This is a genomic window from Chryseobacterium shigense (assembly GCF_900156575.1).
Classification (GTDB): domain Bacteria; phylum Bacteroidota; class Bacteroidia; order Flavobacteriales; family Weeksellaceae; genus Chryseobacterium; species Chryseobacterium shigense.
Genome location: NZ_FTNY01000002.1, coordinates 360036 through 378212 on the forward strand (window position 1 = coordinate 360036; position 18177 = coordinate 378212).

Here is an 18177-nt window from a genome sequence, read left to right on the forward strand (position 1 = left end):
CTTTGTATTTAAATCATCTCAGCCATCATCTCCCCTATTTTCGGAGCCAGCGCCACGCCCATTCCTGAAAGCCTGACGGCACAGAACTGTCTTTCTGAAAGCCGTTTGACAATCGGTGTTTTTTCTGAGCCCATCGCCATAATACCCGACCATCGAAGGGAAATCTTAAACTCCTGATCCGGCAAAATTACTTTTTTCAGGAAACTTTCCAAATGATCCTGTAAAAAGTCTGTGGTTTCAAAATCTGTGGTTTCCTCAGTTTTAAAATCCTGATTCCGGCCGCCGCCCAGCAAAACGCGATCCCCAAGATTTCTAAAATAATAAAACCCCTCATCGTAATGAAATGTTCCTTTAAGCTTTAAGCCTTCAATGGGTTCAGTTAAAAGAATCTGTCCCCGTGCAGGAATGATTTCCTCCTTTTCCAGAAATTTCGAGCTGAAAGCATTGGTACAATAAATAATTTGGTCAGCTTTTAATGAAAGTGTCTCTGAAAGATGAATCTCTGCTTCATTCATTTTTTCATCAATGTCCTTTACTTCTGTACCAAAAAGAAACTCAACTTTCAGTTCATAACATTTTTCCAGAAGTTTAAGCAGAAGCTTGCCCGAATGTAAACTTCCCTCGCATGGGTTTTCAATCAGAAATTCAGATTGTCCGAGACCAAATTCTTTGATTTTATTCTGATTCAGGAAATAGGTGCTGTCCAGCCCGGTGATTGTTTTCAACTTTGCATTAACCGTATCCAACTGCTGTAAAGGTTTATTATTATTCAAAATTTCAAACCCTCCATTCCGTTCAAAATCTATTTCATCATTTTTGAAATATCTCCTTATTTTCTGAAGCCCGTCAAACCTCATCTTAACCAATTCCAATGTCTTTTCCCAGCCCATTTTCTGAGAATCGGCCATCACTTCCGTAAGACTTCCAAAACAGGCAAATCCTGCATTCCGTGTGGAAGCTCCAAGAGGAATGGTATTTCTTTCAATGATTAAAACAGATTTTTCAGGATATTTTTCCTTAATGGATACGGCAGTCCAAAGTCCCGAAAAACCGGAACCGATGATGACGATGTCTCTTTTTCTGTAAAAGGTTTGAAGCTCCCAGATGCTGTTCATTTTTGCTTAAATGTAAAGAATTTAGATGTCAGATAACAGATTTCAGATACTGGACTGATAACAAAGTTCACATTCTAAAATCCTCCTACTTGCTTTGAATCCTGAATCCCGAAACCATGTACCCGTCTCATCCCTGTGCGCTATCGTCTTCTTTTTCACCATTATGATGAAAGCCGATTGCTCTTGCAGGTTTTTCTACGACTTTATAGGTTTCCAGTTCTTTTTTGAGAGCCTGAATTCTTAATTTAAAATCGTCAAAGTTATTGATAATAGCATCTGCAAGGAATCTTGCCACCTGGTCGAGATATTCTTCGGTAAGCTTTCCTCCTGCATCTCTTAAGGCTGCATTCAGGAGATTCTGATCAATCTTCAGATTTTCGTTTTTGGTTTTCTGATACTGATTTTTAAGACGTTTTTTAAGACTCTGTGTAAAATCAATCAGCATCGTGTTGCTGAACGCCTTCATTCTGGAAGCAATATCATTCCAGAACGGAACTTTATCCGCTTTGTTCTTTTTGAGGATTTTATAGAGAAGAGAATCTTCCACAAGTTCTCTGGTCATTGCATAAAGAATAATTTCGGAACGCTCCGCCGCATTGGGAGGGAATATGGGAACCATGACATCGAATCTTCCCGGAGCAAGAATTTCTTCGTCGATCTCTGAGACCGTATTGGCAGAACCTACCATCAGTAATTCTTCTTTTTCAAATTTCCCGATATAATGAAGGATCAGTTCCTGGGTTTCCAGATTGCAGGAAGCCAGGTCCGTTTCCGCTTTTCTTTCCATCATAATTTCATCGAAATCATCCATAAAAAGCAAAACTTTTTTTTCTTTCATCATGGTAAGCAGAAAATCAGTAAAATTGGTTTGATTTCCGTCAATAAACGACGTTCCCAGATAATGTTTTTTTACTTCTTTGAACTGATAACCGATAATCTCAGCAATTTTGGTAGCCCAGAAAATTTTGCCGCTTCCCGGAGGTCCGTATAAAATGATTCCTGCTGGTTTATGGATTCCCCAGTCTTTAATCTGCTGCGGATTCAGGAATGGCTCTAAAACCGATGATATATAAAAGAAAAGGTCTCTGTAGCCAATAAAATCACGGTGTTGCAGGCTGGTTTTATGTCCGAAATAATCATAGACGAACTTATAATTGCCGCCGAGCTTATTATCAATTCCATAGCTTGAAATTGATGAACGGAAAAATCCGTTATCGAAAATATTGGGATTGTCTTCTTTTATGACCTCTTCTACTTTTTCCTTAGGTTGATTGATCACTTCAGCGATCTGTTCCAGGGTTTTATTTTTGTCAAGATCTTTTTCATATAATTTTAAGAAATCCAGGTTTTCACGGGCAAATTTTTCAAAATCTTCTTTCACTTCAAAGTTGGTACTGATACAAACTCCCAGTTCAAGATCAAAATCCTGAATAAACTGTTTGATGGCTTCTGCCGAAACATGAAGCTCTTTTGCTAACTCAATTAACTTCATAAACTACCGATTAATTCTATCAAATTTAATATTTTAATCTTAAAAATCTATTGAAAATTCATTAAAATAAACAGGGAAATGAAGACTTTGTTTAAGGATGGTTGAGCTTAAGATCATAAGTAGGACATTAATTATTTGGCTGTGATTTTTTTTACCATATCATTCACCGCCTTTTCGATGACTTCAGGCTGGTCCTGATTGATGTAATGACCGCTTTTTCCTGCTATTATCTGCCTGCTGTCTGTCGATAGATTCAATAGATCTTTCTGCATTTTGTCCCATGCTGTCAGGATTTCGTTTTTTATTTTCTGGTCTTTAATGAAACTATTATATCTGGTCTTATCTCCTGCTGTAATAACGAAAAGAGGAACGGAACCAAAAGAATTGATTTTAGCGGCTTCTGTTTTTATAGATTTCATGTGATCCTGTTCCTCCAGTGTGGCATCGGCACTTTTATAAAGCAATGCAGGCATAAGAGAGTTTTGGTATTGATACTGGGCAGTGGCCGGAAACATATTGCTGAACATCAGTCTTGCTGCTCCAAAAGTATTTGCAAACTTTAAAAAGCCACCGGGAAGTCCCTGATTGACCATTGTGTATAATTCCGGTGAAAGATATTTTTCATCAGCCGGATATTGACTGTCTACTAATATGACTCCAGCAACCTCTTCAGGATAATTTTTAATGAAGAATCTCGTCAGCATGCCACCAAAAGAATGTCCTACAAGGATATAAGGTTTGGGTACTTTAGAGTTTTCCAGCAGTGTGTGAAGTTCTTCTGCTATCTTTTCACCTGTTTTTGCATTGGTTCCTCTTTCGCTCCATAAAATTCCTGAGCGGTCATAGGAAAAGGTAGTGAAGGTTGGGGGAAGATTCTGCTGGATGTGATACCATTGCAGATGACCGGCCGGATCGAAAGCTGTTTCAAATACTACGGTCGGCCCGCCGATTCCTTTCCTGAGGTAATGCATTGTATGGTTTTCAACATCCGCCAACTGACCGTCCGGATGAATTTTTTCAGCTTTTGAACGGGATATTTCTTCAAAAATAAAGCCTGTCATTAAGACGAGAATTACAATGAGAAGGAGTGCCATACCTATTCTTTTGAGCCATTTAGCAATTTTCATAGTTCTATTTTTTAATGGGGTTGAAAAATTTTAAAGCTGAAACTTTGTCAATGGGTCTTTCATCAATACAAATCGTTACACCATTAAAACAATGATCTTGTGAATCTTATTACATTTAATTTAAAGAAAGTTATTTCTATGCGATCTGAAAAAATATCAAAAATTTGTAACAATCTCTCAATTACATAGACTACTACTATGTAAAACAAATTACATGGAAAAAATTTTGTCAGTAAAGAATTTAACCAAAAAATTCAAAAGAACGGTAGTCAACAATATCTCCTTTGATGTAGAAAAAGGAAATGTATACGGCTTATTGGGACCTAATGGAAGCGGAAAATCTACCACATTTGGAATGCTGCTGTCCACCATCAATCCTACCAGCGGAGACTGGTATTGGTTTGGAAAGAAAGGAACGGAGCCTGATACACTGAAAAAAATAGGAGCCATTATTGAACAGCCTAATTTCTATCCTTATCTGGACGCTGAAACGAATCTTAAAATCGTAGCTGAGATCAAAGAAACGCCTTATACAAGAATTGCAGAAGTACTGAAAACAGTGGGACTTTTTGAAAGAAAAAATGATGCTTTCAAAACATATTCTTTAGGAATGAAACAACGTCTTGCCATTGCTTCGGCAATGCTGAACAATCCTGAGGTGATGATTCTGGATGAACCCACTAACGGCCTGGATCCTGAAGGTATTATCCAGATCAGGGAAATCATCAGTAATATCGCAAAACAAGGCATTACTATTATTATTGCGAGCCATCTTCTGGATGAGATCGAAAAGATCTGCAGCCACGTGATCGTATTGAAAGAAGGAAATGCCATCTACAGCGGAAGAGTGGATGAAATGACGGCCAACAACGGTTATTTTGAATTGAAAGCAGACAACAATACTTTACTTTTAAGCTCTTTGGAAGAACTTCAATGGTTCAGCGCAGTAAAAATAGATGGAGAAATCATCAAAGCCCAAATCCGCGAAGATGCTTCTATATCTGCTTCGGCTTTGAATCAGAAACTGGCTGAAAAAGGAATTTTTCTATCGCATTTAACGAAGAAAAAACTGTCTCTTGAAACTCAATTCCTTGAACTTGTAAAAAACACGAATACCCATGCTTAAATTACTCAAACTTGAATACTATAAAAACCTGAACTACCGACCGTTCAAGGTTTTCACCATCTTATATTTTGCTATCCTGATCGCTCTTCTGTTCATAGGATTGGTAGATCTGGATATTTTTGGAGGAACCATCAATTTAAAGGAACAGGGAATTTATAATTTTCCTGAAATATGGAATTTCACCACCTGGATCGTTGCACTATTGAAAATTTTTCTGGGGTTGATCATTGTGTTTTCGATCTCCCAGGAGTTCACGAACAGAATGTTTAAACAAAATACGATCGACGGATTGAGCAGAAAGGAATTTATCGGATCAAAGCTTCTGACCATTACGATATTTACAATTGTTTCCACACTCATTGTATTTGTTATCACTATGTTTTTAGGACATCAGTATTCTAAAGTTACTGATTCTGCAAAAATTTATGAGGAGATGTACTATATTGGAAATTACTTTGTAAAACTGTTTACCTTCTTTTCTTTCCTGATGTTCCTTTCAGTATTGTTGAGAAAATCTATGTTTGTATTTCTTGGTTTCTTCGCCTACTGGATCGCTGAAAAGATTTTAGCCGGTATTGAATCTTACCAGAAATTAACCGGAATGCAAGGCGAACAAAGAAAAGCAGTGCTTGAGAATGACTTCTTTATTACCAACCTTCTGCCTTTGGAAAGTATGTCAAATCTAATCCCGAATCCACTTATGAGACTGAATCTGGTAAAGGTAATGGGGGTAAAATATGAAGCTCACTATCCTACAGAAAGTATGATCGCCTGTATCATCTGGTCTGTCATTTTTATCTGGGGTTCTTACTGGATCCTGAGAAAAAGGGATTGGTAGATGTCTGATATTGAAAAATTTAAGATTTAAGATTTAAAAATTGAAAGATTGAAAGATTGAAAGATTAAATAATGAAGTGGTCCTTTGGATCACTTTTTTTGTTTTTTACGGCTGCTATGTTAAAAATAGGGGCTGAGCATTCAGATATTTAATTTTTCATTAATTTTTATCAAAAAGTGCAATCAATTTTCCGGACCTTTCCCATTTACCATATCCTGTTTATTCTCGTAATAGTATAAGAATAAATCTATAAATCCTAAAATCTGCGTTATCGGTGAAATTTGCGTGATGTTCTTAAAACTCCTGATTGAACAAATCAAATATTTTTCTGTTGGAAAATCGTAAAGGCACAAGGCCCGATTGAAAATGAAAATGTTTTAAGACGCGAGGAAATCAAAGATTTTCAGCAATATTTTACTTCAAAGTGTTTAATTATAATTAAATAAATTCATTGCTATTGCTTGATAAAATAAAAAAAGACCGCCTCACGGCGGTCTCTCCTTCATATCACTTTTTATCCAACAACGGAAGATAATCTCCGTAGCCTTTTTTCTCCATCTCTGCTTTTGGAACAAACTTCAGTGAAGCACTGTTGATACAGTATCGAAGTCCTCCTTTATCCGTAGGGCCATCGTTGAAAACGTGTCCAAGGTGAGCGTCTCCGGTTTTACTTCGTACTTCCACTCTGATCATTCCTGCCGATTTATCCATTTTCTCATCGATCAGTTTTTTGGTGATCGGTTTTGAAAAACTTGGCCATCCGCACCCTGACTCAAACTTATCAGTAGAAATAAATAAAGGCTCACCAGTGGTGATATCTACATAGATTCCTTCACGGGTTTCGTTCCAGTATTCATTTTGGAAAGGTCGTTCAGTTCCGTTTTCCTGCGTTACATTGTATTGTTCGGCAGTCAGTTTTTCCTTTAAAGCCTTTTTATCCTGCTTTTGGTATTTTGCTTTCGGAAGAGGGTTCGCATTTTTGGCCATTTCAAAAAGTCCCGGCTCAATATGACAATAGCCTCCCGGATTTTTATCCAGATAATCCTGATGATAATCTTCGGCTTTGTAGAAATTTTTCAACGCAACCGTTTCGACCACTACAGGCTGAGTGTAATTTTTAGCCAATTTCGAAACCTCATTTTTCACTACCGTTTCATCTGCTTTATTCGAGAAGTAAATTCCGGTTCTGTACTGGTTTCCTCTGTCATTTCCCTGTTTATCAAGAGTCGTAGGATCTATTGTTTTAAAATAAAGATCGATCAGCAGTTTAAGATCAACCTGTTCAGGATCATATTTCACTTTTACCGTTTCTGCAAAACCTGTGGTATGGCTCACCACTTCTTCATAGGTTGGATTTTGAGTATTTCCGTTGGCATATCCTACTTCAGTTCCCACCACTCCGCGGATCTGCTGAAAGAAGTGCTCCGTACCCCAAAAACATCCGCCGGCAAAATAGATTTCTCTGACATTTTTATTATCCATAATTTTCTCATTTTCCTTTTCTGTTGTTAATTCTTTGGCCTTAGAATTTTTAAATAGCCCCGATCCTGCAGCAAAAACTGCGATACCCAGAATAATTCCGAGTACGATAAATATATTTTTCATTTTTTTCTTTTTATCCATTACTTTGTATTGTTTTGAACGAGCATCAATCCGAATCCTAATAGCATGAGATCCTTTAAAATAAAGAAATCTGTGACAGGAACACCGTCCACTATTTTCCACATTCCGGGAGTCGTAAACAGATAGCTTATGGTTACCAGAAATGTGATGATCATTCCGATTCCGGCATACTTCTTTAGAGATGCAAATTTCACACTAAAGATCAATAATCCTGCAATGATAATTTCTATCACTCCGATAGCATTTGACACTGTCTGCACACTTGCTATTTTATATACGAAGAAACTAAGAAAATGGTTTTCCAGCAAGGGTTTAATGGCTGCAGCTTCAGTAGGCGTAAATTTGAATATTCCGATCCAGAGCAAAATCAATGCAGCTCCGAAAAGTGAAATATAATATCCCGATGGGTACGTTCCGGATTCGACGTTCAGTTTTGATGTTCCTTTCATGTCTTTAAGATTTTGAATGATACTTTATTTGTTTTCAAAAGTATAGTCGGAGACATTTCAAAATCCTGACAGTTTTTTTTCTAAAGATCTAGATTTTTTAAAACTTTGTTTTTAAAACCCTGAATATCAGAATCATTAATTTCAGCAGTTTCTTTTTGGGAAAGTTTTCTTCTTAAAATATCATCCAGAATCTTCAGCTTCTGTTCATATGCACGGCACCATTTACAGATTTTCAGGTGCATGGAAAGCTGCCAGTCTTCCTTCCGGGAGATGGCCTGTGCATTCCTTTTCTCCATCAGCATCGTAGCTTTACTGCATGGCAGGAACAGAATATGAATCAATTTTTTCAACATTTCTATGATATGGTTATAAGTTGGTAAACCAGTTGATATCAAGACATTCCCTCAGTTGCATTCTGCTTCTCTGAAGGATCTTCCAAAGATTAGTCGCAGATATCTTTAATTCCTGACTCACTTCCGGTGCTTTTTTCTCCTCAAGGTAATACATTTTCAATGGAATCTTCCATCTGGAGGGTAAATCCTCAATACATTCCTCAAGGGTTTTATTAAAGTCTTTATTGTCTAAAAGTTCGGGTTCCTTCTCTGAAACATTCCAGTCATTCAAAACACCGTCATTTTTCCAGGAACCGGTTTCATCAAAAAAATGATCCAGTTTGATCTCGGGATCCGATTTATACTTTTTACGGTAAAAATCAGCAGCTTTTCTGTTTAAAATAGCTGTCAGCCAGGTGAGCGGCTGGCTCTTTCCTTCAAAAGAATCATAGGACGAAAATGCAGCTATAAAAACTTCCTGTACGATATCTTCTGCTTCTGCTTTATCTGAAAGTACATACGCCGCTCTTTTCAGAAGAGGTCCGGAATACTGTTCTACCCAGCTTTTCAGCACTTCATTTTTCGTCATTTTTTATCCTTTAATATTATAAAAACTTATTGTATTGATTTATACAGACCAGTATATTTTGGTTTCAAAATCATAAAATCGATCACGTCTTTATTTAATATTAAAACGAATATAAAAAGTTAAATCATAACATGCAAAATTTTTATTCGCCAGACTTTGAGAGAGGCTTATAAAAGGAATGAATTCGGAATGTTTTATTAATGACTCCAAAAATGTTGGATAAACGCAAAGACGCTAAGTTTTCTCACATCCGTTATGCTGATAAGGCGCTAGGATTTTATCTCCGATAAAATTGAGCACACCGTCATTGCGAGGAGTGCAACGACGAAGCAATCTCTTCATTTCCCCTTTTCAGAAAATCTTTGATTTTCTCGCGCCCTAAAAACTACATGAAAGTCAAATCCTTTGCGTCTTTGCGTTTATCCAACATTTTGCTTTTCCTAAGGTCACTTATTACTCTAAAGCCAACAAACCATTTATACAAAATAATTAGGCTTATTTTCTTGAGATTGCTTCGTCGCTTCGCTCCTCGCAATGACAAAAATGATCCTTGAAATTATTTGCAGCCATACTTTTATCAACAACAAATAAACTTTACCCGCTCTGCCCCATTCAAAACATAGCATAAAATTATTTACAAATCGCTTAAAAACATTAAATTTGCATCTTATCAAAAATTTGATAGTTTTAAAAGCAAAGCAATACTATGACATCACAAGAGATACGTCAAAAATTTTTAGATTATTTTAAAAGTAAAGACCACCTTATCGTTCCTTCAGCACCTATTGTGTTGAAAGACGACCCTACCCTTATGTTTTCCAACTCAGGAATGACGCAGTTCAAAGATTTTTTCTTAGGCTACAAAACGCCTACGGCCCCAAGAATTGCCGATACGCAGAAATGTCTTAGAGTTTCCGGAAAGCATAATGACCTGGATGATGTGGGAAGAGATACCTACCACCATACCATGTTTGAAATGTTGGGAAACTGGTCGTTTGGTGATTATTTCAAAAAAGATGCTATTGCTTTTGCCTGGGAATTACTGACTGAAGTATTCGGTGTTCCGAAAGAAAACTTATACGTAACTATTTTCGAAGGAGATGCTTCTGAGAATCTTGAAAGAGATCAGGATGCCTACGATTTCTGGAAATCTCATATTTCTGAAGACAGAATTATCAACGGAAACAAAAAGGATAATTTCTGGGAAATGGGAGAAAGCGGACCGTGCGGACCGTGTTCAGAAATCCATATTGACCTGAGAACCCCTGAAGAAAAAGCTAAAGTTTCAGGACTTGACCTGGTTAACAACGATCATCCGCAGGTGGTGGAAGTATGGAACCTGGTTTTCATGGAATTCAACAGAAAAGCTGACAAGTCGCTGGAAAAACTTCCTGCACAACACGTGGATACAGGAATGGGCTTCGAACGTCTTTGTATGGCACTTCAGGGCAAATCTTCCAACTATGATACTGATGTTTTCACCCCCCTTATTGCTAAGGTTGAAGAACTTTCAGGTAAAAAATATACAGGAATTTTAGAAGACGAAAAAGATATTGCCATCCGTGTTGTGGTAGACCACATCAGAGCAGTTTCATTTGCGATTGCAGATGGACAGCTTCCTTCCAACGGAGGGGCAGGATATGTGATCAGAAGAATTTTAAGAAGAGGAATTTCTTATTCTTACCGATTCCTGGGAATGAAGGAACCTTTCCTTTATGAATTGGTGGCTGTTCTTAAAGATCAGATGGGTGCATTTTTCCCTGAATTGGAAAAGCAAGGCAACCTGGTCACTGAAGTGATTAAAAGTGAAGAGGACTCATTCTTAAAAACCATTGAAAACGGATTGATAAGAGTTGAAAAATTAATTGAACAGACGATTGCAGCCGGTTCAAAGGTATTGCCAAGCGAAGAAGTTTTTGAACTGTACGATACCTATGGATTCCCGGATGATCTAACGAGAATCATTGCAGAGGAAAAAGGTCTTACCATTGATGAGGCTGGATTTAAAGTTGAAATGGAAAAGCAGAAGCTTCGTTCAAAGGCTGATTCTGCTCAGAAAGTATACGACTGGGTAACTTTAGAAACAAAACCTGAAAACTTTGTTGGGTACGATCAGATTGAATCTGAAACCTATATTACAAGATACAGAAAAGTAGAAAATAAAGACGGAGAATTCTACCAGGTGGTATTGAGCAGTTCACCTTTCTATCCTGAAGGCGGTGGCCAGGTGGGAGACAAAGGGGTTCTTGAAAGTGCAACTGAAAGCTTTGAAGTCTTAGAAACTAAAAAGGAAAACGGACTGATCATCTCTCTGATCAACGGTCTTCCGAAAGATGCAGGCGCTGTTTTCTATGCAAAAGTAGAGGCAACCGACAGAAAAAACTCTCAGGCGAATCACTCTGTAACTCACCTTTTGCATGAGGCATTAAGGGAGGTTTTAGGAACTCACGTTGAGCAGAAAGGTTCTTATGTAGGCCCTGACTATCTTCGTTTTGACTTCTCTCATTTCAATAAAATGACGGAGGAGGAACTGGCGTTGGTAGAAGAAAAAGTAAACCACAAGATCAAAGAGAGCATTGCTTTACAGGAATTCAGAAGTATTCCTATTCAGGAGGCTCTGGAAAAAGGAGCTATGGCTTTGTTTGGTGAAAAATATGGAGACAGCGTGAGAATGATCCAGTTCGGAAGCTCTAAGGAACTTTGCGGTGGAACTCACGTAAAAAACACCATTGAAATCGGACATTTCAAGATTACTTCCGAAGGTTCTGCAGCAGCCGGAATCAGAAGAATTGAAGCGATTTCAGGAGATCAATCTGAGCAATATTTCAAGAATCTGGAAAATCAAATTCATGAGCTTTCTCAATTGCTGAAATCTAAAGATGTGGTAAGATCTATCGAGAAACTGATGGAAGAAAACGCTTCTTTAAAATCTGAAGTGGAAGCCCTTAAAAAAGAAAAAGCAAAAGGCGAGATTGGCGAATGGAAAAACGCTTACGAGCAAAAAGGAAACAAACAGTTATTGGTGAAGAAAACTTCTCTGGATGCTGGTTCGGTAAAAGACATCGTATTCCAGTTGAAGAAAGAAATCCCGACTTCGGTAACGATCATTCTTTCTGATGCAGACGGGAAACCAATGATCACTGTCGGAGTTTCAGACGATCTGGCAGCAGATTATCAGGCGGGAGCTATCGTAAAAGACCTGGCAAAAGAGATTCAGGGCGGCGGCGGCGGAAATCCGGGCTTTGCAACTGCGGGAGGTAAAAATCTTGACGGTTTGGAAAATGCTTACCAAAAAGCTTTAAATCTTTAGGATTAAACGTCCTTTATCATAAAAACAGTAAAAACTCCTGAAAATTTCAGGAGTTTTTTTTATTTATATCCATTCTAATTATTGATCTTATCTTAACAAACCATTACTTAAACTTAAACTATTGGTTTCGTCTCCTTAAAATACAATTCACAATAGACCTTTAGCTTTGCTACTATCGAAATCAATATAAGTAATTATGAAAATTAACAAAACTATTGGAGCCCTGTTGTTTGCTTCTATGGCCATTCAGGGTTGTAATGACGACAATACCGACCAGCAGGAAACCAATCCTGTCAATCAGAATATCAAGATTGAAAATTTTTCGCAGGAACCCGCCTTTGTTTATGGAATGCAGGGATTTGAAAATCTGAACATCACGACCCTGATCTCAAGTTCTGATGTACTTTCAGGAACTCCGAATTTTGTTTTCGCAGGACAGCCGGACGGTATGGGAATCATGAAAGATCCTAATTCTGACGGCTATCTCATGATCACCAATCATGAAATCACTCAATCTGTTTCCAGAGTTTATCTAGATAAGACATTTAAACCTTTCAAAGGAGAATACATCCTGAACGGAATGGGAGGTATGACAAGATTATGCTCTGCCACACTGGCTACTCCGGAAACCCACGGATTCAGCGCATTTCTTACCGCTGGTGAATCCGGTGAAGAAAGTATGGTGCATGCTCTTAATCCATTGGCACCTGCTTCTCAGGCTTCAGATCAGACCAGAGTAAAGCCGGCTTTGGGAAAGGCTTCTATGGAAAATGCAGTTCCTCTTCCTAAAGATATTTCAGGTGGAAAAACATACATTATGATCGGTGAAGATCAGTCTTATTCTTCTTCGCACCAATCTGCAGGACAACTGATTATGTATGTTTCCACAACACAGGGTGACCTTGATAACGGAAAACTGTATGCTCTAAAAAGAACCAACAGCAATTATACAGAAACGGATATGGTAAAAGGCAGTTCTTACGATGTAGAATTCGTAGAAATTCCAAATGCTAAAAACCTTACGGGTGCTCAAATCAATCAGAAAAACATTGATAATAATGCCATCCGTTTTTCAAGGGTTGAAGATGTAGATTATAGGAAAGGGGCTGGAAAAGGAAGAGAAATTTACTTTACAGCAACGGGAGAATCTTCAGATGGCGTTACTCCAAAACCTGGACTGACAATGTGGGGAAGAGTCTACAAGCTGGTCCTTAATGAGAATAATATGCTTACCGGAAAACTGGAAGTAGCCGCGGAAGGAGATTCTAATCCTGGTCACAACCTGATCAATCCTGATAATTTATGTGTGACTGAAAACTTTGTCTACATTCAGGAAGACGGTGACTCTTATTATACGGCAGCAGCTCACGATTCTTATATCTGGCAGCTCAACATTGCGACAAAGCAGTACAAACCATGGCTAAACATGAAACACAACAGATTAGATCCAGCCTGGCAGACCGCTTACAATCAATCCGGAACCCTTCAGAAGTTCGGTTCATGGGAATATGGAGCGATGGTAGATATTTCAGATATCATCGGAATTCCAAATACTTTTACCGTCAATATCCACTCGCATACATGGCAGAAGGATAAGTTCAAAAATGCTGACGGTGCAGGGGTAAATACGAATAAGGAAGGCGGACAGATCGTCATCATCAGAAACGTAGAGAAATAGTTTTAAATATCCAATAAACAGTAAAGTATCAGCGGGAAAATTTCCGTTGGTACTTTTTCATGCCTATGAAAATATTCTTCAAATATCCGGTACTTGCAGTTTTATTCACTGTGGTTGTTCTTTTTGCTTTTTTTCAGTGTAAAACAGATAAGCACCCACCCGTCCATGAGGATTTAAGTGTTGTAAAAAATGAAATAACCAAAACCAATGCGTCATTTGAAAAACAGATCAGTGAATTGTTGCTTCTTGTCTCCAAAAATGCAGATGAAAAGACGATTCAACAGAAATTTGAAGATCTCAGAATAACGTACAAAAAAATGGAATGGGCAGTAGAATATTTCCTTCCGAATTCTGCCAGATTTATCAACGGCCCTGCCCTTCCTGAAATTGAAATGGATGAGCATACAGAACTAGAGCCGGAAGGTCTTCAGGTTTTGGAAGAGCTTTTCTATCCCTACACTCCTGAAAATAAAGATGAAGCTATACGGTTTCTGAAAAAACTGACCAATAAAAGTAATACCATAAAGGTCAATTTTCAGGCAATCTCCGTGAGTAAAGATCAGGTTTTTGATGCAGTAAGACAGGAAATATTCAGAATTTCAAGTCTTGGGATTTCCGGTTTTGACACCCCGATATCGGGAACCTTTTTAAAGGAAATGCCTTATTCTCTGGTGTCGATTAAACTGACTTTACAACAGATTTCAAAGAATCAATCTCAAGATAAGGCCTTGAAAAATATCCATACTGCAATTGATTCGGCCATCGCTGTTCTAAAGAAAAATACCGACAGAAATAGTTTTGATTATGTGAATTTTATTCCAGATCACCTCAATACAATCTCTTCTTTACTGCTGGCATTTAAAAAGCAGGAAAATATTCCGGATATTGAAGTGACTTCTGCCTTAAACAAAAATGCGGCCTCCTTTTTTTCAAAAAATGCTTTCAATCCGAATGCATTTGTTCCCGGAAAAGAATTTGAATTCTCTGATGAAAAGGCAGCTCTGGGGAAAAAACTGTTTAATGATAATATTCTTTCCAACAGCAATAACAGAAGCTGTGCAACGTGTCATATTCCCGAAAAGGCTTTTACAGACGGTCTCGCCAAGTCGATGTCATTGGAGAATGCAGAGTTGCAGCGAAATGCACCATCGTTAAATTATGCAGGTTTTCAGCACGGACAATTCTGGGATATGCGAAAAGATGATCTGGAAGGCCAGAGTTCAGATGTGATCTCGAATAAAGAGGAAATGCATGGCGACCTGAATGTTATTCTTGGTAAAATTAATCGGGACACAAAATACCTTCCGGAATTTAAGAAAATCTATAAAACCTCAAAAGCTGAAACCTGGCAGCTCCAGAATGTACTGGCAAGCTACCTCCGTTCTCTGGCAAAATTCAATTCTGATTTCGATGAATACATGAGGGGCAACAGATCTGCCATGACAGAAAGCCAGAAAAAGGGGTTCAATCTATTTGTAGGAAAAGGTCAGTGTGCTTTATGTCATTTCATTCCTTTATTCAATGGAACGGTTCCTCCCAATTTCAAAAAAACAGAACAGGAAGTCCTGGGAACTGCTGTGAATGGTGACAACAAGGTGTTTGATCAGGATTTAGGAAGAGGAAAATTCCATGAAACGGTTGAAGCGTTGCAGCATTCTTTTAAAACCCCGACTCTTAGAAACATTAGTAAAACAGCTCCTTATATGCATAATGGTGGCTATAAAACACTGAAGGAAGTGATGAATTTTTATAATAAAGGAGGCGGAAAAGGCTTCGGTTTTAGGGTAGAAAATCAAACACTTTCCGACACGCCCTTACAACTTACCGACCAAGAAACAGATGAAATGATAGACTTCATGAATGCGTTAGATGATCGGTAATATAATCCTGTTTTTTGTAAATTATATTGAATATTTTCATCTGTGTTTTTACTGCATTTTTCTATCGAAAATTTAGATTAAATCAATGTCATAACATATCATAAAAACTTTCTCAACACAAGAAATATCATTACTTTTGACCTAGTTTTTCACATGAAAAGGTTTTTAGTTTTATTATTTTTACTGATGTATTTCTTTGGTTATTCTCAATCAAAGATCAGAGTTATTGATGAAACTGACCAGAAACCCATATCCCATGCAAAAATCTCATGTGATGGAAAAGTGATTGGCTTTACAGACATTCAGGGCATACTGGAATTTAAAGCATCATGCAACAGCATAGAAGTTCAGGCGGAAAATTACCTGAAAGAAACAGCAACCGCAGAGGCTGAAATGGAAGTTCCGATGCAAAAAAAACCATCAAAAACAACTGATATTGAAGCCGTTATTATTGAAGACCGTAGTGATCCAAGAGCTTTGGAGATTCTTAAAAAAGTAAACAAACTGTTTAGAGAAAATTCGCCCAAAAGCCTCGGGTCCTATTCTTTTAAATCTTACGAAAAAGTTTCTCTGGACATAGATCAGGACAGCATTACGCAGTTTAACCAGTTTTTTAATTCCTCTGATTTTTTCAAGAAAAAAAGAGAAAAAGATTCATTAAGCAATATTTCTGCAAAACAGATCTTTTCAAAAAGTAAACTCTTCCTCTGGGAAAGAGCTCAGGAGTTTTTGTATTCTCAACAATATGGAGAGAAGATCAATATTCTGGACAATAGAATTTCCGGTCTTAAACAGCCTATCTATGAAATGATCGCTGTTCAGCAAAGCAACAGGGATAAAATCCCCAACCAGATCAAACAGGAAAACAGAGGCCTTTACCGCTTTTTTCTTTCAGACACCATTGAAGTGAGCGGAAGGAAGACCTACGTAATCCGCTTCCGTGAAGTGAATTACAAAAAGCAAGACAAAAAAAGAAAGTACAACGGGGCTATTTATATAGATACGGAGACCTACGGTATTCAGAAGATCGAAAACTTCAGCAAGAATAAAAATGACGGCATCATCGCAAGTACATGGGTTTTCTACAACAACAAGTGGTTTCTGGCTCAGGAAAAGGTAAAACTGAGAATGAGCAAAGTAGCAATGGAAGAAGATACCCCTAAAAAAACAGAAGAGCATCCTGAAAAAAAAGATAAGACCAGCTTCGGCACCTATGCTTTCCTTACTTCTACGTACTTTGATTTCAAGTCGCCTATCGAAGAAAACCCGAATCATTTTAAAGGCTACACTTTTTCAGTAAAAAATGCTGACGGACATTTGCTGGATCAGTACAGAACCGATCCTCTGACGGAAAGGGAACGCAATACCTACACCACGATCGATAGTTTAGGCAAAAAATACAATATCGACAGCAAGGCTAAAATCCTGACCGGACTTATCAACGGGCAGATCAGAATGGGTATTGTAGATTTTGCAGTGGATGAGATTGTAAACTTCAACTTGTATGAAGGTTTCAGAGTAGGCTTAAAAGCTAAACTGAATGAGACTTTCAATCCTTACTTTTCCCCGGATTACTATTTTGCCTACGGTTTCAAGGACGACAAATGGAAGTACGGAATCGGTTTGGACATGAAAACCACATTGGACAAAAATTCATTTTTCAGAATTGAATATTATAATGATGTGACCGCCTCAGGAGAATTCTACAGAATACTTTGGAATTTCAAGATGAGAACGATGAATTACGGGAACAACATCAACAATGATAAATATTATCATTACAGAGGGGCTTCCCTATCCTATCTGAATGACGTAACGAATGGACTTACTCTGGTTTTTGCTGCCAAAAGAAATATTGAAGAAGCTAAATTTGATTATCAGTTCAGAGGAAGAGGAGGCCAGTTTGATAATTTCAACACCCTCTTTACCTTAAAATATTCTCCCAATTCTACGAATATCATGACGCCTCAGGGAAAATCAATCATCGATCAGAAATATCCGGAGCTGTATCTGAACTACGAACAGAGTTATAAAATATTGGGCGGAGATTTCAACTACACCCGTTTTGATGCGCTTTTTGTTCATAACTTTAAGACAATGCTCGGAACCACCGGATTCAGATTGTACGGGGGAATCGTGTTAGGGGAAGCTCCTATCTGGAAACATTTCACCATGAACGGGCTGGCGTCTCCGAGAAAGGATTTTAATTTCAACCTTACTTCATATCTGGGTTTTGCAACACTGGAAGGCGGTAAATATTACAATGATAAGTTTATTGCTTATTATTTCACCCACAAGCTTCCTCTGTATTTCAAAAGTTTCGGACAGAATATCTCCAGCTTTGATTTTGTATTAAGAGGAACCATCGGAGATATGAAACATCCGGAATACCATGAGTTCAGATTCAGAAAACTGGATCACCTGTATCAGGAAGTCGGTCTTGAGTGGAATAATTTCCTTTCCAGTTACTTCAACTTAGGACTGTTCTATAGAGTGGGATATTACACCACTCCCAATTTTAAACAGAATTTTGCCATTCAGTTTAAGCTGAAAGTGTTAGAATTTTAATTATCCAAACATCAATTCTCTCCAAGAAAAACAAAACTTAAGCAACAACA

General features: G+C 37.9%; 13 protein-coding genes. 6 read left to right on the forward strand and 7 right to left on the reverse strand.

Features of this window, described 5'->3' with window-relative positions:
• Positions 1 to 8: 8 nt before the first annotated feature.
• The 3 genes from BW964_RS07070 to BW964_RS07080 all read right to left on the reverse strand — a co-directional run bounded on the left by BW964_RS07070 (position 9) and on the right by BW964_RS07080 (position 3734).
• Entirely contained in the window at positions 9 to 1115 is a 1107-nt protein-coding gene (locus tag BW964_RS07070) for an NAD(P)/FAD-dependent oxidoreductase (protein WP_076506006.1), read from the reverse strand.
• A 127-nt stretch (positions 1116 to 1242) separates the two neighbouring features.
• Positions 1243 to 2607, reverse strand: coding sequence for an ATP-binding protein (locus BW964_RS07075; RefSeq protein WP_076506008.1), 1365 nt, complete (start codon positions 2605 to 2607; stop codon positions 1243 to 1245).
• Positions 2608 to 2738: 131 nt separating this feature from the next.
• Positions 2739 to 3734 (reverse strand): alpha/beta hydrolase, encoded by a 996-nt coding sequence (locus BW964_RS07080; RefSeq protein WP_076506009.1) that lies wholly within the window; start codon positions 3732 to 3734, stop codon positions 2739 to 2741.
• Positions 3735 to 3948: 214 nt separating this feature from the next.
• Between BW964_RS07080 and BW964_RS07085 the strand changes: the two genes are divergently transcribed.
• Both BW964_RS07085 and BW964_RS07090 read left to right on the forward strand, forming a co-directional pair.
• Positions 3949 to 4860 (forward strand): ABC transporter ATP-binding protein, encoded by a 912-nt coding sequence (locus BW964_RS07085; protein ID WP_076506011.1) that lies wholly within the window; start codon positions 3949 to 3951, stop codon positions 4858 to 4860.
• Positions 4853 to 5698, forward strand: coding sequence for an ABC transporter permease (locus BW964_RS07090; RefSeq protein ID WP_076506013.1), 846 nt, complete (start codon positions 4853 to 4855; stop codon positions 5696 to 5698). The genes BW964_RS07085 and BW964_RS07090 overlap by 8 nt, the downstream gene beginning before the upstream one ends.
• A 507-nt stretch (positions 5699 to 6205) precedes the next feature.
• Here BW964_RS07090 and msrB read toward each other — a convergent pair.
• The 4 genes from msrB to BW964_RS07110 form a co-directional block, all read right to left on the reverse strand.
• Positions 6206 to 7303 carry a peptide-methionine (R)-S-oxide reductase MsrB gene (gene msrB / locus BW964_RS07095; protein WP_076506700.1) on the reverse strand — a complete coding sequence of 366 codons (1098 nt, stop codon included), beginning with the start codon at positions 7301 to 7303 and terminating at the stop codon, positions 6206 to 6208.
• A 17-nt stretch (positions 7304 to 7320) separates the two neighbouring features.
• Complete coding sequence (locus BW964_RS07100) at positions 7321 to 7770, reverse strand: DUF417 family protein (protein ID WP_076506014.1); 450 nt, start codon at positions 7768 to 7770, stop codon at positions 7321 to 7323.
• A gap of 80 nt (positions 7771 to 7850) precedes the next feature.
• Positions 7851 to 8123, reverse strand: coding sequence for a hypothetical protein (locus tag BW964_RS07105; protein WP_076506016.1), 273 nt, complete (start codon positions 8121 to 8123; stop codon positions 7851 to 7853).
• 13 nt (positions 8124 to 8136) lie between these two features.
• Positions 8137 to 8691 carry a sigma-70 family RNA polymerase sigma factor gene (locus tag BW964_RS07110; protein ID WP_076506017.1) on the reverse strand — a complete coding sequence of 185 codons (555 nt, stop codon included), beginning with the start codon at positions 8689 to 8691 and terminating at the stop codon, positions 8137 to 8139.
• 706 nt (positions 8692 to 9397) lie between these two features.
• Between BW964_RS07110 and alaS the strand changes: the two genes are divergently transcribed.
• From alaS to BW964_RS07130, 4 genes are all read left to right on the forward strand, one after another.
• A complete protein-coding gene (gene alaS / locus BW964_RS07115) occupies positions 9398 to 12001 on the forward strand; it encodes an alanine--tRNA ligase (protein WP_076506019.1) in 2604 nt (867 codons plus the stop codon).
• Positions 12002 to 12197: 196 nt separating this feature from the next.
• Positions 12198 to 13679 (forward strand): hypothetical protein, encoded by a 1482-nt coding sequence (locus BW964_RS07120; RefSeq protein WP_076506021.1) that lies wholly within the window; start codon positions 12198 to 12200, stop codon positions 13677 to 13679.
• Between the two features lie 65 nt (positions 13680 to 13744).
• Positions 13745 to 15559, forward strand: coding sequence for a cytochrome-c peroxidase (locus BW964_RS07125; RefSeq protein ID WP_076506702.1), 1815 nt, complete (start codon positions 13745 to 13747; stop codon positions 15557 to 15559).
• 153 nt (positions 15560 to 15712) lie between these two features.
• Positions 15713 to 18127: a hypothetical protein gene (locus tag BW964_RS07130; RefSeq protein WP_076506022.1), complete on the forward strand. Its 2415-nt coding sequence runs from the start codon at positions 15713 to 15715 to the stop codon at positions 18125 to 18127.
• Positions 18128 to 18177: the final 50 nt, after the last annotated feature.

What these genes read in the sequence shown, in the direction of transcription:
- BW964_RS07080 (WP_076506009.1), bottom strand. Translation starts at nt 3,734, where the DNA reads ATGAAAATTGCTAAATGGCTCAAAAGAATAGGTATGGCACTCCTTCTC.
- msrB (WP_076506700.1), bottom strand. Translation starts at nt 7,303, where the DNA reads ATGAAAAATATATTTATCGTACTCGGAATTATTCTGGGTATCGCAGTT.
- BW964_RS07125 (WP_076506702.1), top strand. Translation starts at nt 13,745, where the DNA reads ATGAAAATATTCTTCAAATATCCGGTACTTGCAGTTTTATTCACTGTG.
- alaS (WP_076506019.1), top strand. Translation starts at nt 9,398, where the DNA reads ATGACATCACAAGAGATACGTCAAAAATTTTTAGATTATTTTAAAAGT.
- BW964_RS07105 (WP_076506016.1), bottom strand. Translation starts at nt 8,123, where the DNA reads ATGTTGAAAAAATTGATTCATATTCTGTTCCTGCCATGCAGTAAAGCT.
- BW964_RS07100 (WP_076506014.1), bottom strand. Translation starts at nt 7,770, where the DNA reads ATGAAAGGAACATCAAAACTGAACGTCGAATCCGGAACGTACCCATCG.
- BW964_RS07090 (WP_076506013.1), top strand. Translation starts at nt 4,853, where the DNA reads ATGCTTAAATTACTCAAACTTGAATACTATAAAAACCTGAACTACCGA.
- BW964_RS07120 (WP_076506021.1), top strand. Translation starts at nt 12,198, where the DNA reads ATGAAAATTAACAAAACTATTGGAGCCCTGTTGTTTGCTTCTATGGCC.
- BW964_RS07070 (WP_076506006.1), bottom strand. Translation starts at nt 1,115, where the DNA reads ATGAACAGCATCTGGGAGCTTCAAACCTTTTACAGAAAAAGAGACATC.
- BW964_RS07130 (WP_076506022.1), top strand. Translation starts at nt 15,713, where the DNA reads ATGAAAAGGTTTTTAGTTTTATTATTTTTACTGATGTATTTCTTTGGT.
- BW964_RS07085 (WP_076506011.1), top strand. Translation starts at nt 3,949, where the DNA reads ATGGAAAAAATTTTGTCAGTAAAGAATTTAACCAAAAAATTCAAAAGA.
- BW964_RS07110 (WP_076506017.1), bottom strand. Translation starts at nt 8,691, where the DNA reads ATGACGAAAAATGAAGTGCTGAAAAGCTGGGTAGAACAGTATTCCGGA.
- BW964_RS07075 (WP_076506008.1), bottom strand. Translation starts at nt 2,607, where the DNA reads ATGAAGTTAATTGAGTTAGCAAAAGAGCTTCATGTTTCGGCAGAAGCC.